Source organism: Enterobacter cloacae complex sp. P17RS (assembly GCF_014895885.1).
In the GTDB taxonomy this organism is placed as follows: Bacteria; Pseudomonadota; Gammaproteobacteria; order Enterobacterales; family Enterobacteriaceae; genus Enterobacter; species Enterobacter bugandensis.
Window position 1 is genome coordinate 72,323 of sequence record NZ_JADBQK010000021.1, and the last position, 14,608, is coordinate 86,930.

Here is a 14,608-nt window from a genome sequence, read left to right on the forward strand (position 1 = left end):
TTGACCACAGAATAATTGTGGTTAATCGGTTGCCTAAAATCATTGTTCCCTCGAATGTTACTGTTAGAATGCGCAAAGATTCGCTTTTGGGCTATCAGGAAACAGTATGAAACCAACCACCATCTCCTTACTGCAGAAATGCAAACAGGAAAAAAAACGCTTCGCCACCATCACCGCGTATGACTACAGCTTCGCCAAACTGTTTGCTGAAGAGGGTATCAACGTCATGCTGGTCGGAGATTCGTTAGGGATGACGGTACAAGGACATGATTCAACCCTGCCGGTCACGGTCGAAGATATTGCATATCACACCCGTGCGGTACGCCGCGGTGCGCCAGGCTGCCTTCTGCTTTCCGACCTGCCTTTTATGGCCTATGCCACGCCAGAGCAGGCATTTGAAAACGCGGCGGCAGTGATGCGCGCTGGCGCTAACATGGTCAAAATTGAAGGCGGCGCCTGGCTGGTGGAGACGGTGAAAATGCTCACCGAACGCGCCGTGCCGGTGTGTGGTCATTTGGGCCTGACCCCGCAGTCCGTCAACATCTTTGGCGGGTATAAGGTGCAGGGCCGCGGCGACGCAGCGCAGACGCTGTTTGAGGATGCCCTGGCGCTGGAAGCCGCAGGCGCCCAGCTGCTGGTGCTGGAGTGCGTGCCGGTTGAGCTGGCGAAACGCATCACCGACGCACTCTCCATTCCGGTGATTGGTATTGGTGCAGGCAACGTGACCGACGGTCAGATTCTGGTGATGCACGACGCCTTTGGTATTACTGGCGGGCATATCCCGAAATTTGCCAAAAATTTCCTCACTGAAGCGGGCGACATGCGCGCTGCGGTCAGGCAGTATATTGCCGACGTTGAATCCGGTGTTTACCCGGGTGAAGAACACAGTTTCCATTAAGGAGTCTCGTTGTGCTAATCATTGAAACCCTGCCGCTGCTTCGCCAGCATATCCGCCGCGCGCGTCAGGAAGGTAAACGTATCGCACTGGTCCCGACCATGGGCAATCTGCATGACGGCCACATGAAGCTCGTCGACGAAGCCCGTGCGCGAGCAGATATCGTGGTGGTCAGTATCTTCGTGAACCCCATGCAGTTTGACCGCGCCGACGATCTGGCACGCTATCCGCGCACCCTGCAGGAAGATTGCGAGAAGCTCAAAAAACGCCACGCGGATATCGTCTTCTCTCCTGCACCGGCGGACGTTTACCCGCAGGGTACCGAAGAGGCGACCTACGTTGACGTCCCGGGTATTTCCACCATGCTGGAAGGAGCAAGCCGTCCGGGCCACTTCCGCGGCGTCTCCACCATCGTCAGCAAGCTATTTAACCTGGTGCAGCCGGACGTTGCCTGCTTCGGTGAGAAAGATTTCCAGCAGCTGGCGCTGATCCGCAAGATGGTTGCTGACATGGGTTACGATATTGAGATCGTCGGCGTACCGATTGTGCGTGCGAAAGACGGTCTGGCACTCAGCTCGCGGAATGGTTATCTGACCGCCGAACAGCGTAAAATCGCGCCGGGCCTGAGCAAGGTTATGAACACCATGGCAGAGCAGATGCTGGCAAAAGAGTTAACAGCAGAAGAGATTATTGCCCTTGCCGAGCAGGCGCTTAACGATAAGGGCCTTCGTGCTGACGACGTACAAATTCGTGATGCTGATACGCTGCTGGAATTAACTCAGAACAGCAAGCGCGCAGTCATCCTGGTGGCGGCATGGCTCGGCCAGGCACGCCTGATTGACAATAAAGTGGTTGAGCTGGCGTAGTTCTTCACCCTTGATAATTAAAGGTAAACGTAATGATTCGCAAAATGCTGCAAGGTAAACTTCACCGTGTGAAAGTCACCCAGGCCGACCTGCACTATGAAGGCTCCTGCGCCATTGACCAGGATTTTCTCGACGCGGCGGGTATCCTTGAAAACGAAGCGATTGATATCTGGAACGTGAACAACGGTAAACGCTTCTCTACTTATGCGATTGCCGCCGAGCGCGGTTCTAAAATCATCTCCGTTAACGGCGCTGCGGCGCACTGTGCGGACGTGGGCGACATTGTGATCATCGCCAGCTTCGTGATGATGTCTGACGAAGAAGCCCGCCGCTGGCAGCCTAAAGTGGCCTACTTCGAAGGCGACAATGAAATGAAGCGCACCGCAAAGGCAATTCCGGTTCAGGTTGCCTGATTCTAACAAGGAGCGGAACCCTCTGGATCCGCTCCTTAACAGGAAAAAACACATCATTGTGAATTATGTAAATAGCATCTCTTTACTCATTTCACTTATTTTGACCTCTCTTTTCGCGTCTCCTTTCTTAAATAAACATTCCCCTCAGTTATATGCGAATGGGGAATGATCAATGCCATTAATAATCCAAGCCTGCCAATACCACATCAACGCAATAAAAAATAATCCCCAGTGTTTTTTTGAGATCATTTTCAAGATCTTTTTCAATGACTTATCAATCTTTAATTTTTTCTAATTATAACTTTTAGTAATTCTAAATACCCAACGTATACAGAGATCCCTATCATCATTTTGCTTGTATTAAATCATTACAATGTTTTTTAAATGGAATTTCAATTATGTTAAAAAAAACGTTATTAGCTTCAGCTGTAGCTTTGTTTGCAGTAGGTTCTTTTTCAGCAATCGCAGATACGGATCTTGGTTTAATCACCTTTGATGGTGCGGTAACAGACACAACATGTAATATTTCCACCTCCAATGGTGAATCACAAAACAATATTACTATTACCTTACCCGTCGTTAAAAAATCTGAAGTTGAATCCACAACTATTGATACTGGCGTCGGTTCCAAAAACTTTGAACTGCTGCTCACCAATTGCCCTGAGACATTAAAGAATGCCTCTGCAAGCTTCATGTCAAAAAATATGGGCGCTATTGCGAACGGTACTATTGAACCCGATGCTAACGTACAAGGCTCTGCAACCAACGTTGCACTTGCCCTGTTTAACAATGCCCCAACCATTTCATCTCGTATTATGGTAGGCCAGCCTGACAATAATACGCAGAAAACAGACCTGAAAGCCGGCTCCGGTAAACTGTTCTACCGTGTTGCTTATGTCCCTGGCTCCAACTGGGTGAAAGATACTAGCCCTGTACAGTCAGGTAAAGTCAGCGCCAACGCTTACTTCACCATGAGCTACGAATAATTTTATTCGTCCTGTTAATGTGCCCAGCCGGGCACATTTTTTCGTATTATTTGAGAGTAGACATGTACTTACTGAATATTAAGAGCGGATTAAAAGCCCTGCTGCTGGCCTCGGTGAGCGTTTTTGCTCTTAACGCCAGTGCAGATATTGTGATTTCCGGCACCCGTGTCATTTATCCAGAATCGGCAAAAGACGTAACGGTGTCTATGGATAACCGTGGCACCAGACCTTTACTGGTACAAACCTGGCTCGATGACGGAAGAGATACCACTAATCCTCAAGAGCTGAAACTTCCCTTTATTGTCACGCCTCCTGTATCGCGTGTAGAACCGCAAAAAGGGCAAACGGTCAGAATCACCTGGCTTGGTCAGTCATTGCCAAAAGATAAAGAATCCCTGTTCTGGTTTAACGTTCTGGAAGTTCCGCCAAAGGCAAAGGAAAGCGATACGCAAAGCATGCTTCAGCTGGCATTCCGTACCCGCATAAAACTCTTTTTCCGGCCTACAGGTTTGAAAGGAGAACCGACAGATGCGGCTAAAAATCTTAAATGGACTGAAACCCGGCAAGGTCAAAATATCGTTTTAAGTGCGAAGAATGATTCACCTTATTATGTATCACTGGCGGGGGCAACGCTTATTGCTGGTGCTAAAAGTTACGATATTGAAACGCATTATATTGAGCCATTCTCAAGCCAGACTATGAACGTAAAAAATCATAACACCCTGGGGTATAACAAAATCACCTGGCAAGCCATCAATGATTTCGGTGGAATTGATAAGTATGAATCCATACAGAATTGATTATTTATCCGCCTCGTATCATTCGGAATAACTATAATTAGCTTAACTCTGGGACAGAGTACATCATGCGGTTTAAACGTTCACTACTATGTTTATCGATAAGTGCGGTATTGCCGTTTTGTGCATTTGCTGCTGAAAATAATAAAGAAGAAGACGTGCAGTTTAACGATCAGTTTCTTTATAACACCGGTACATCAATTGATGTCAGCCGTTTTTCAAAAGGCAACCCTGTTCTTGCCGGGACGTATAAGGTGAAGGTGGTTATTAACGGAAAACCTTCCATTACCACGGATCTTGTGTTTAAGGAGAATGGTACACCGCGCGCTACGCCCTGCATCACGCGTAAACTGCTCACCCAGACAAATGTAGCAACCGAGCAACTTAAACCAGCCGGAGATGATTCCGAAGATACGTGCGTCTCTGTGTCAGACGCCTATCCCGGCTCACGTGTGGCTTACGATCCTTCCACACAGGAGTTGGACCTTTCTATTCCCCAGGCTTTCGTCATTCAGCGCCCGGCGGGATTTGTCGATCCTTCACTTTGGGAAGACGGGATCCCGGCGGCGATGCTCTCCTGGGATCTTAACGGCTGGCACGCGGACACGTCTGATTACAGCACCGATACGGCCTACGCAGGGTTGCGCTATGGAGCAAACCTGGGCCCGTGGCGGCTCCGGGCACGAGGTAATCTGAACTGGGATCGGGATTCCGGTACTCATTACGCCAGCCAGGACATTTATCTCCAGCGTGATATCACGCCGCTGAAAGCACAATTTATCGCGGGAGATTCCTACACCCGTGGAGATGCTTTCGATTCCATTAGTCTGCGCGGGGCGCGTTTATATAACGATGATCGTATGCTTCCTAATGGCATATCGACTTATGCGCCGGTGATTCGGGGTGTGGCAAACAGCAACGCCAAAGTCACGATCGCCCAGAGCGGAAACACGATTTACGAAACCTCCGTCCCGCCGGGGCCCTTTGAAATCTCAGATCTCAGTACGACGGGTTATGGCAGCGATCTTATCGTCACTGTAGAAGAAGCGGATGGCAGCAAACGTTCCTTCTCGGTCGCGTATTCCTCGGTCGCGCAAATGCTGCGCCCGGGCTACTCCCGATGGGATGTCGGCGTGGGTGAACTGCGTGACGATAACCTACGTGACAAGCCAAAGGTAGGTTACGCCACGGGCTATTATGGATTAACCAATACCTTCACAGGTTATGCGGGTCTGGAGTACACCGATAGCGATTTTTACGCCGCATTGGTGGGTTTGGCTATGAACACCCGCATTGGCGCATTCGCCTTTGATGTCACGCATTCTGATGCCCGGATCGACGGCTTACGGCACCTTAAGGGTGAGAGTTATCGTATCTCCTACAGCAAACTCATGGAAGCCACGAATACCTCTTTCAACGTAGCAGCATACCGGTTTTCGACATCTGACTATCTCAGCCTGAGCGATGCAGCTTCCTTGACCAACGAGATCAAATACCGTGACAGGGAGCTTAACCCTGACCGTGATAACAGCGATGTGTACCAGACTTTCCAGCGCATGAAGAACCAGATCCAGGTGAACATCAGCCAGCCGTTGGCCTTTAACGGTCTTGATTTGGGATCGCTGTATGTCAACTCCACCTGGCAGGACTACTGGAATGAAAGCAGCTCATCAGCGCAGTACTCGGTTGGCCACAGTCAATCGTTAAGCTGGGGAAGTTACAGCCTCTCCGTGCAGCGCACCTACAACGAGTTCGGGGAAAAGGATGATAGTGTCTACCTGAGCCTCACAATTCCTTTCGACACGCTGATGGGTAACGGCAAGCGTGCAGGCGGGTTCTCGTCCCTCACCACGGGCATCGGCAGCGATCTAAAAGGCGGTGGAAGTTTTAACGCCAGCGCCAACGGCAACACCGAAGATAACCGGTTCAGTTACAGCATAACCGAAAGCACCACGCGTAACGACGATACATTAAATCAGCTAAGCGGTTACGGGAGTTATAACGGCCCGCATGGACCGGTGAGTCTTTCCGTCTCCGCATCCGATGACGATAGCCGACAATATTCCGCCAGCTATAGCGGCGGGATGATTCTGCACTCTGGTGGCATAACACTCGCCCCTGGCAGCATTAGCGAAAGCGATACGCTTGCGCTGATTAAAGCTGAGGGAGCAGAAGGTGCCCGAGTCTCCATCGGTAACGGTGAAATTGGCTCTTCAGGCTATGCCCTTATGCCCTATCTGTCTGCCTACCGTGAAAACAACGTCGGTCTTGATATCAGCGATATGCGCTCTGACGTTGAAGTGAAAAATACCCGTTCCACTACTGTCCCTCGTAGCGGTGCCGTTGTGCTGGTTAATTTTGAGACCGATCAAGGGCGTTCAGTGTTAATGGAACTGACGCGTGACGACGGTGGGTTTATTCCGCTTGGTGCCGATGTTCAAACTGAGCAAGGCGTATCCGTAGGTAGCGTAGGCCAGGCCGGGCAAGCCTGGATTCGCGGAATTGAAGATAAAGGATTGTTAAAAATCGTCTGGGGAAGTGAGTCCGGCACATCCTGTACTGTCTCCTATCAGATTCCGCCCAATGCGAAAAAGATTGGACCAACAACGCTGCTGACAGGCCAGACCTGCCGCATCACAGTATTATAAAAGGAGTTAGAGCATGCTTTTTAAACCTGGGAAAAAAACAGGATTATGGGTATTAAGTTCGAGTCTGATGGCGCTGTCGCTCGGAACATACGCCGATAATCTCGATATTACCTTTACCGCTAATATCCGTGACACCACCTGCGATATGAAAATTGAAGGTGGCAGCGGTGATGGCTCCAGCAACGTTATTCCCATTGGCACCGACGGCAAGGTACGCCTGGATTACATCATCCTCAAAAATGCCAAAGCAACAACAAATTTTAAACTCAAAATGGTCTCATGCCCTTCGAGTCTGACAAAGCTGAACACGACCATTAGTGGTAGTGCCAGCCCACTGAATACGGCAATTAAAAACTCACTCTCCGGTGAGGGCAGCGCAGAAAATATTGGCGTGGCGATTTCCCGCACCGCCACTCCGGATGCCCCTTTTGTCATTAATTCATCCACTGATACTCAGCGCCTCGTCTGGTCGAGCGGAGAAATAAGTGCTGGCGAAGTTCAACTCCTGGCGACGCTGGTGGAAACTGCAAGCGGGCAAGGAATGACCGGCAACTTTAGCGGTATCGCTACGTTTAATTTCACCTATGAATAACTGGCGCAATACGGAGCGTTAATATGAAAAAGAAAATGACATCACTGGTGTTTGCGATGACTGCCATCCTGCCTTCCGTTTGTTTAAGCGCCATTACGGGTACGACGAGCGTTCAGGCCACCTTTACGTCCACCATTGAAGCCGGAACCTGTAATGCCGAGATTCAGGATGCGAGCGGGGCTCCTATTAGCATTTTGCCGTTTGGCGATGTATTTAAGTCCGATCTGGTGAGCCAGAACCGAACAGGGGCATTCAAAATCGCGTTCACTAACTGTGCCGGGGTCAAAAATGCCTCCGTTCAAGCCACGCCGGGCGCTGGCGGGTCCTGTACTGGCAATGCCAAAAATGGGAACTCATATGCAGCCGGGCATAACGTTGGTTTTGAAATCTGGAAAGGTTCTGTCGACTCAGGTTCCCTGCTGAACTGCGCCACGGCTCCAACCTCTATTGTCAACCTGTCTAACGGGGCGGGAAAATTTGAAATGGATGCGCGCATCGTTATTGCTAAAGATAAAACCATTTCTGACGTGACCACTGGTTCGGTCAGCGCCCCTGTGACTTTTATCGTGACCTATCAATAATGTTTATTAAGACTGATAGCTTAAACAGGATGTTCCACTCCCGCTTAAACTTTAGAAGTGCGATGTTATGGCTCGCCTGCTGTCTGGGGTTTCCCGCAGCAGGTTTTGCCTCGAGCCTGGAGATGGATATGACGGCAAACATCATCAACAATACGTGTCAGGTAAGTATTCCGAATGATGGCAAAGTTATTTTACCGATCGTTGGCAAAGGTTGGTTTTATAACTCCGACGGCAGCCCACGGCTACAACCCGGTGACGCAGCTGGGGGAACTCGCTTCGAAATACAGCTGAAAAGCTGTGCGGAAAGTGAATCTGGACTGGCAAAAACCCTGCATTTTGAGTTTAAACCTCAAAGTGGGATAGTTATCGGAAGCTCTCAACAGGTGTTCGCCAATGAAATTCCCGCCTCCGGGGGAGGAGCAGAGAACGTCGGCGTTGTGATTTTCTCAGAAAAAGACAATACCAATGTGGTCAATGCGTCAGGAACGTCAGATGTTATTTTTGATGTATCTAACCAAACCGAAAGCCAGTATTTAACAAATTATAATTTCTATGCCCGTTATCAAGACACAGGGATTGTCAGCGCGGGGAAAGTTACCACAAGCGTGCTGGTCAGCGTTACTTACAATTAAAATATACCAAGCATCGGATATAAGGAATTTTTGAATGTGTTATATAGCAGGAGCCGGAACAAGTCATTTCTTCATAAAAGGTGCAGGCCTTGCTTTGTCAATTCTTGCAATAAGTTTTTCTGCATCGGCCGATTTGTATGAATGCAAATTTAATGGTTACAGTGTTCAGCCTATTTCGGATGTCAAAGGTGCAAAGCCCAAGATCGTTCCCCTGGAGAGCGTCAGCGCGCCAACAAAAATAAGCGGCCTTATTGATTTGCAGGTGACTCCGGGCCTCTACTCCTGGTGCTCAATGGGTAGAGATGGCGAGCGCGTCTATCAGAAAACGGACAGTACACTGGTCGTCGGTGGCGTGGACGGAAAAGCACTCTTTAAAACTAACGTAACGGGGATCGCCTATACGCTGGCCATGTACCCGACCAACAACGCTTTTAATGCCTTTTTCCCTTCGACTACAGGAAGTTATGTAGAAACGGCCAATCAGGGGGATAATTCAGATCTGGTTAAAGCAGTATGGTGGTATGCCCGTATGGAATTTTATCAATTACCCTCATATGCTGGCGTGCCCGCAAGCGTCACACAGATTGGTCCAGTGGCCGGGAATATTGGCAATATTGTCGTAGGTAACCCCTGGAGCTCAGATGAAAGTGACCATCCACGTCCGTTAATCACGATACCCGATATGGCCTTCAATGTTCCTGTTGAAAAACCGACCTGCACTCTTACGGCTCCTAAAAGCGTAGATCTGGGGGAGTATGATGTTTCCGATGTCGAGAACGATAACACGCAAAAAGTCTCTGCTACCGTGTCAGGGAATTGCACCAACACTCGCAAAATTACGATGAAGTTGACCACCAGCAAGACAACCGGGACTGATGGCTCTTTACTCGCGAACACCGCATCGTCGAATGCGGCAAAAGGCGTGGGCGTGTTGCTGAAGTGGCCGGACAACAGCCTGGCGGTGCCTAATTCAACTAACAACTATTCGACAAAAGGGAACACTATCATCCCGTCATTTAGCGAGTCTCTCACGGCTCAGTTGGTTAAATCTGGTACAGAAAAAGTCACTTCAGGAACGTTCAGCGCCATCGGCACGTTGCAGATTACCTACGAATAGCTTATCCCTGCGGCTGATTGCTGATCAGCCGCGACATCGTCTCCAGCGAATCCGTTCTTAAAATATAGAGTCGTTTGAGTAAGAACGGATTATCCCCCGGCTTCACCTTACCCTTCACCGTGGTCACGGCCAGATGGAAACCGGCATCATTCGCCGCCTTGATCGCCTTATTGTCATAGCCGCCAAAGGGATAAGAAAGGTAGAGCACACGCGGGTTGAACTGTGACAGCGCGCGACGAGAACGCTCAAAATCAAACAGGATCACGTGATAGCTGCGGCTCAGTAAGATCGGGTGTTTATACCCGTCCACGCGGTGCAGGAAGTGAGTGTGCGACTGAATGTCGAACACATCCTGAATGCCTTTGATTTCCTGAACGCTCATAAACTGCAGCGATTTCGGATCCCACTTCTGCGGATGGCCTTTAATACGTGACGAAATGATAAACGCCGTCGCGTTGAAGCCATACTCTTTCAGCACAGGATACGCGTAACGGCTCACCGACTTCAGGCCGTCGTCAAAGGTAATCACCACCGCCTTCGCGGGCAGGTTCATCTTGTTGCGCACGTAGCCTTCCAGCTGATACATCGTCAGCGTGGTGTACCCCTGGTCGCGAAGCCAGGTCATCTGGTTGCTGAACGCGCGCACGCTGGTGGTGGTGGAGGTATGACGAAAACGGGTGTTCTCCTCATCGCGCAGGATATGGTGATAGGTCAGAACCGGAATGCCGTTATCTTCCTGCGCGTCCAGGCTGCTTATCCACGCCAGGCGGTTGCCGATGCGGATCTGATACCAGGTCTGATTCAGACGGTCTTTAAGTTTGTTCAGAATGGGATAACGCAGGTTGGCGCTCAGAGTACCAAAGGGCGCGCTTCCGCTGCTGGGCGCGTTATAGACGGGCGTATCTTTCCAGGTGATGAGGTTCTGGTTACTGAGCGGCTTGTTCAGGTCGCCCAGGCTGTCCTCAACGCGTTGCTTACCCTGCACTTTCTCAAGGTGGTCTTTATCAATAAAGCCGGTACCGAACCCGAAGCGAAATTCGTAATAATCCGCCGCCGCGGGAAAGACCGCGATGATCTGCCCTGCGCGAATATTGCCCACATTAACCACAGAGTTACCTACCTGAGCCCAGATGGCAGCATCCTCAGTGGTTTGCATATATTGAGCAGGAAGCCCTTGCTGACTTATCAGGCTGGCAGACGCCCCGCCGGAAACCAGCAGCAAAAGGAGAAAGAACACGCGCATGAACATAGGATATAAATCGACACGGGAAATCAGTCGCCATTGTAGCAAAAGCGACATCAATACCAATGTTTAATGCTTATACAGATCGTGAAGCAGAACGAAAGGCGGGTTTTTCTGCTGCTGGTGCCACAGGCTGCTCACCTCCGGCTGGCCCTCCGCCACGATAGCGTGCCGAAACTCTGCGCTGCTCAATGAGGCGCGAAGCGGATAGAGGGCTTCGAGTAAAGGCAGGCTGATACCGGAGATCACTTCACAATTATCATGCTTGTGGCTCAGCAAAGCGGCCGCGCGGTAAGGCGCCGCGCCGGATTTATCGGTAAGAAAAATCACCCCATCACCGGTATCCGTTTCATGCAGGGCATCGCACATCATCCGGCTGAGCATGTTGGTGCTCAACCCGCGCCAGTAGTTAACCACCCGGCATTGCGCCAGCGGGCCAAATTTGGCCTCAAGCGTATCCAGCATGTCCTGCGCTCGTTCATCGTGGCAGGTGATCACCCATCCGAGCATAACTCTCTCCTTAGCAGGCAAGTAGTTTAGCGGAGTGAAGGTTTGCTTACGGTGATAACCGTCAAAGAAAGTGCCCGGCAACCAGAGCGTCGCCGGGCAGAGGGTTAACTACGCAGACCGCGCCCGCGCTGGATCAGATACCAGCACAGCAGGTAGAAGGCGATGATGAATACCACCAGCACCGCCACCGTGGTAAACAGCGGAACATCGGTAATGCCGAGGAAGCCAAAGCGGAAGCCGCTGATCATGTAGACGATCGGGTTCAGATGCGACAGTGCCTGCCAGAACGGCGGCAGCAGCGTCAGGGAGTAGAACACCCCGCCGAGATAGGTCAGCGGCGTCAGCACAAAGGTCGGGATCAGGCTGATGTCGTCAAACGTTTTAGCGAACACCGCATTCAGCAGACCGGCCAGCGAGAACAGAATTGCCGTCAGCAGCAGAGTCAGCGCCACGAACAGCCACGAGTGTACCTGGAACGGCACGAAGAACAGCGAAATCGCCGTCACCAGGATGCCCACGCACAGCCCGCGCGCCACGCCGCCGCCCACGTAACCGGCTATGATGACGTGCGTTGGCACCGGCGCCACCAGCAGCTCTTCAATATTGCGTTGGAACTTAGCGCTGAAGAACGACGAGGCCACGTTTGCGTAGGCGTTGGTGATCACCGCCATCATAATCAGGCCCGGCACGATAAACTGCATATAGGTAAAACCGTGCATCTCACCAATGCGGGAACCAATCAGGTTGCCAAAGATGATGAAATAGAGCGTCATGGTGATGACCGGCGGTACCAGGGTTTGCACCCAGATACGCATAAAGCGGTTAATCTCTTTCGCCCAGATACTTTTCAGCGCGACCCAATAAAGATGCGTCATGCCTTGTCTCCTTGTTTATCCTGCACCAGAGAGACAAACAGCTCTTCCAGTCGGTTCGCTTTGTTACGCATGCTTAAAACCTGAATCCCCTGCGCGCTCAGCTGGGAGAACACGCTGTTGATCCCCTGCTCGCGCAGCACTTCCACTTCCAGCGTTGAGGTATCAACCAGGCGATACTGGTACCCTTCAAGCTTCGGTAGCGGGCTTTTTGCCGCCAGATCGAGAATAAACGTTTCGGATTTCAGCTTGGAGAGCAGATCCTTCATCGAGGTGTTCTCCACCAGCTCGCCGTGCTGAATGATGCCGATGTTGCGGCATAGCATCTCTGCTTCTTCAAGGTAGTGGGTGGTCAAAATGATGGTGGTGCCTTTGTCATTAAGATCCTTTAGGAAACCCCACATAGAACGACGCAGTTCGATATCCACGCCTGCGGTGGGTTCATCAAGGATCAGCAGCTTCGGCTCGTGCATCAGCGCACGGGCAATCATCAGGCGGCGCTTCATCCCTCCGGACAACATCCGCGCACGTTCGTTACGCTTTTCCCACAAATCGAGCTGTTTCAGGTACTTTTCGCTACGCTCAAGCGCCTCTTTACGCTCAACGCCGTAATAACCCGCCTGGTTAACGACAATCTGCTGCACCGTCTCAAACGGGTTGAAGTTGAACTCCTGCGGTACCAGCCCCAGCTGGCGCTTGGCGTTTACCACATCTTTTTGCAGGTCGTAACCAAAGACGCTCACCCGTCCGGACGTTTTATTCACCAGCGAGCTGATGATCCCGATGGTGGTGGATTTCCCCGCCCCGTTCGGCCCCAGAAGCGCGTAAAAATCCCCAGCCTCTACTTTTAGGTCTATCCCGCGTAGCGCCTGAACGCCACCCGGATAGGTTTTTTTAAGCTGCTCAAGCTCCAGTGCAATTGCCATGAATTTAACTTACCTTCAGTTCTTACACACGTTGTGTGGTTTCATTAAAAGTCGGGTTACCCTATAGTAGCGCAACGCAATTACTTGGTTACAGGTCGCTAACCTCCATGAACGACATAGATACACTCATTAGCAACAATGCACTATGGTCAAAAATGCTGGTGGAGGAAGACCCCGGATTTTTTGGAAAACTCGCACAAGCCCAGAACCCGCGCTTTCTCTGGATTGGCTGTTCAGACAGCCGCGTACCTGCCGAGCGCCTGACCGGCCTTGAGCCCGGCGAACTGTTTGTTCACCGCAACGTCGCCAACCTGGTGATTCATACCGATCTCAACTGCCTTTCCGTGGTTCAATATGCCGTTGACGTCCTGGAAGTCGAGCACATCATTATTTGCGGCCACTACGGCTGCGGCGGCGTGCAGGCGGCGGTTGAAAACCCGGAACTGGGTTTAATTGATAACTGGCTGCTGCACATCCGCGATATCTGGTTCAAACATAGTTCACTGCTCGGCGAAATGCCGCAGGAGCGACGCATGGACACGCTGTGCGAGCTGAACGTGATGGAGCAGGTATATAACCTTGGGCATTCGACCATCATGCAGTCGGCGTGGAAACGCGGGCAGAAGGTATCAATCCACGGCTGGGCGTACGGTATTCACGATGGCCTGCTGCGCAATCTGGAAGTCACCGCCACCAATCGCGAAACGCTGGAGCAGCGTTACCGTTCGGGGATTGCCAACCTCAAGCTTAAGCATGTGAACCATAAATAAAGCCGGGGGTTTTCGCCCTCTCCCCGTGGGAGAGGGTCGGAGTGAGGGCATCAGCCCGCAATTACTCGTCCAGCAATACCACTTTCCCAACATACGGCAGATGACGATAACGCTGCGCGTAATCAATGCCATAACCCACCACGAACTCGTCCGGGATGGAGAAACCGACAAACTCCACCGGCACCTGCACTTCACGACGCTCCGGTTTATCCAGCAGCGTACAAATCGCCAGCGATTTCGGCTCGCGCAGGCTCAGGATCTCGCGCACCTTTGAAAGGGTGTTGCCGGAGTCGATAATGTCCTCAACGATCAACACATCTTTGCCACGAATATCTTCATCCAGATCTTTCAGGATTTTCACATCACGGGTTGTGGACATGCCGCTGCCGTAGCTGGAAGCGGTCATAAAATCGACCTCGTGCGGTACCTGCACTTCACGGCACAGGTCTGCCATGAACATGAAAGAACCGCGCAGCAGACCAACCAGCACCATTTCGCTGCCGCTGTCCTTGTAATGCTCGGTGATTTGACGACCCAGTACGGCGATACGCGCTTTGATCTCGGCTTCCGGGATCATCACTTCAACAGTATGTTTCATATTACTAACCAAATGATTTTGATGAAAATCTTTCAATGCGGATGAATCTTGCTCCGGCATCGATACGCAAGCCAGCCATTATATCAGTAAATGGATAAGCCTGGCGTATGAGTTATAAAAAGCAAATATTGTGATTCCGATCACACTTGTTAACACCTATAA

16 protein-coding genes are annotated in these 14,608 nt (G+C 51.0%); 11 read left to right on the plus strand and 5 right to left on the minus strand.

Going from position 1 to position 14,608, the window contains the following annotated elements; translation table 11 throughout:
* Positions 1–106 precede the first annotated feature (106 nt).
* The 10 genes from panB to IM265_RS16045 all read left to right on the plus strand — a co-directional run bounded on the left by panB (position 107) and on the right by IM265_RS16045 (position 9,527).
* Positions 107–898: a 3-methyl-2-oxobutanoate hydroxymethyltransferase gene (gene panB, locus IM265_RS16000; protein WP_045259479.1), complete on the plus strand. Its 792-nt coding sequence runs from the start codon at positions 107–109 to the stop codon at positions 896–898.
* Between the two features lie 11 nt (positions 899–909).
* Complete coding sequence (gene panC / locus IM265_RS16005; protein ID WP_008501942.1) at positions 910–1,761, plus strand: pantoate--beta-alanine ligase; 852 nt, start codon at positions 910–912, stop codon at positions 1,759–1,761.
* A gap of 32 nt (positions 1,762–1,793) precedes the next feature.
* Positions 1,794–2,174, plus strand: coding sequence for an aspartate 1-decarboxylase (gene panD, locus IM265_RS16010; protein WP_003856284.1), 381 nt, complete (start codon positions 1,794–1,796; stop codon positions 2,172–2,174).
* Positions 2,175–2,572: 398 nt separating this feature from the next.
* The gene (locus tag IM265_RS16015; protein WP_193030270.1) at positions 2,573–3,160 is read left to right on the plus strand and encodes a fimbrial protein; all 588 of its coding nucleotides are present in this window, start codon (positions 2,573–2,575) and stop codon (positions 3,158–3,160) included.
* 62 nt (positions 3,161–3,222) lie between these two features.
* Positions 3,223–3,960 (plus strand): fimbrial chaperone, encoded by a 738-nt coding sequence (locus tag IM265_RS16020; RefSeq protein WP_047367347.1) that lies wholly within the window; start codon positions 3,223–3,225, stop codon positions 3,958–3,960.
* A gap of 65 nt (positions 3,961–4,025) precedes the next feature.
* A complete protein-coding gene (locus IM265_RS16025; protein ID WP_193030269.1) occupies positions 4,026–6,605 on the plus strand; it encodes an outer membrane usher protein in 2,580 nt (859 codons plus the stop codon).
* A gap of 13 nt (positions 6,606–6,618) precedes the next feature.
* Complete coding sequence (locus IM265_RS16030; protein ID WP_047367345.1) at positions 6,619–7,197, plus strand: fimbrial protein; 579 nt, start codon at positions 6,619–6,621, stop codon at positions 7,195–7,197.
* 23 nt (positions 7,198–7,220) lie between these two features.
* Complete coding sequence (locus IM265_RS16035; RefSeq protein WP_047367344.1) at positions 7,221–7,778, plus strand: fimbrial protein; 558 nt, start codon at positions 7,221–7,223, stop codon at positions 7,776–7,778.
* Between the two features lie 29 nt (positions 7,779–7,807).
* Positions 7,808–8,410: a fimbrial-like protein gene (locus tag IM265_RS16040; RefSeq protein ID WP_074147958.1), complete on the plus strand. Its 603-nt coding sequence runs from the start codon at positions 7,808–7,810 to the stop codon at positions 8,408–8,410.
* Positions 8,411–8,444: 34 nt separating this feature from the next.
* Positions 8,445–9,527 (plus strand): fimbrial protein StkG, encoded by a 1,083-nt coding sequence (locus IM265_RS16045; RefSeq protein WP_193030268.1) that lies wholly within the window; start codon positions 8,445–8,447, stop codon positions 9,525–9,527.
* A 1-nt stretch (position 9,528) separates the two neighbouring features.
* Here IM265_RS16045 and IM265_RS16050 read toward each other — a convergent pair whose 3' ends face one another.
* From IM265_RS16050 to IM265_RS16065, 4 genes are all read right to left on the minus strand, one after another.
* Complete coding sequence (locus tag IM265_RS16050) at positions 9,529–10,776, minus strand: polysaccharide deacetylase family protein (RefSeq protein ID WP_047367341.1); 1,248 nt, start codon at positions 10,774–10,776, stop codon at positions 9,529–9,531.
* Between the two features lie 63 nt (positions 10,777–10,839).
* Positions 10,840–11,280 carry a PTS sugar transporter subunit IIA gene (locus IM265_RS16055; RefSeq protein ID WP_028015541.1) on the minus strand — a complete coding sequence of 147 codons (441 nt, stop codon included), beginning with the start codon at positions 11,278–11,280 and terminating at the stop codon, positions 10,840–10,842.
* 104 nt (positions 11,281–11,384) lie between these two features.
* Positions 11,385–12,155 carry an ABC transporter permease gene (locus IM265_RS16060; RefSeq protein WP_023334536.1) on the minus strand — a complete coding sequence of 257 codons (771 nt, stop codon included), beginning with the start codon at positions 12,153–12,155 and terminating at the stop codon, positions 11,385–11,387.
* Positions 12,152–13,078 carry an ABC transporter ATP-binding protein gene (locus IM265_RS16065; protein WP_028015540.1) on the minus strand — a complete coding sequence of 309 codons (927 nt, stop codon included), beginning with the start codon at positions 13,076–13,078 and terminating at the stop codon, positions 12,152–12,154. The genes IM265_RS16060 and IM265_RS16065 overlap by 4 nt, the downstream gene beginning before the upstream one ends.
* A 107-nt stretch (positions 13,079–13,185) precedes the next feature.
* On the opposite strand from IM265_RS16065, the gene can reads away from it, so the two are divergent.
* On the plus strand, positions 13,186–13,848 hold the full coding sequence (gene can, locus IM265_RS16070; protein ID WP_014882586.1) for a carbonate dehydratase: 663 nt from the start codon (positions 13,186–13,188) through the stop codon (positions 13,846–13,848).
* Positions 13,849–13,909: 61 nt separating this feature from the next.
* Here the strand turns inward: can and hpt are convergent, their stop codons facing one another.
* Positions 13,910–14,446: a hypoxanthine phosphoribosyltransferase gene (hpt, locus tag IM265_RS16075; RefSeq protein WP_193030267.1), complete on the minus strand. Its 537-nt coding sequence runs from the start codon at positions 14,444–14,446 to the stop codon at positions 13,910–13,912.
* Positions 14,447–14,608: the final 162 nt, after the last annotated feature.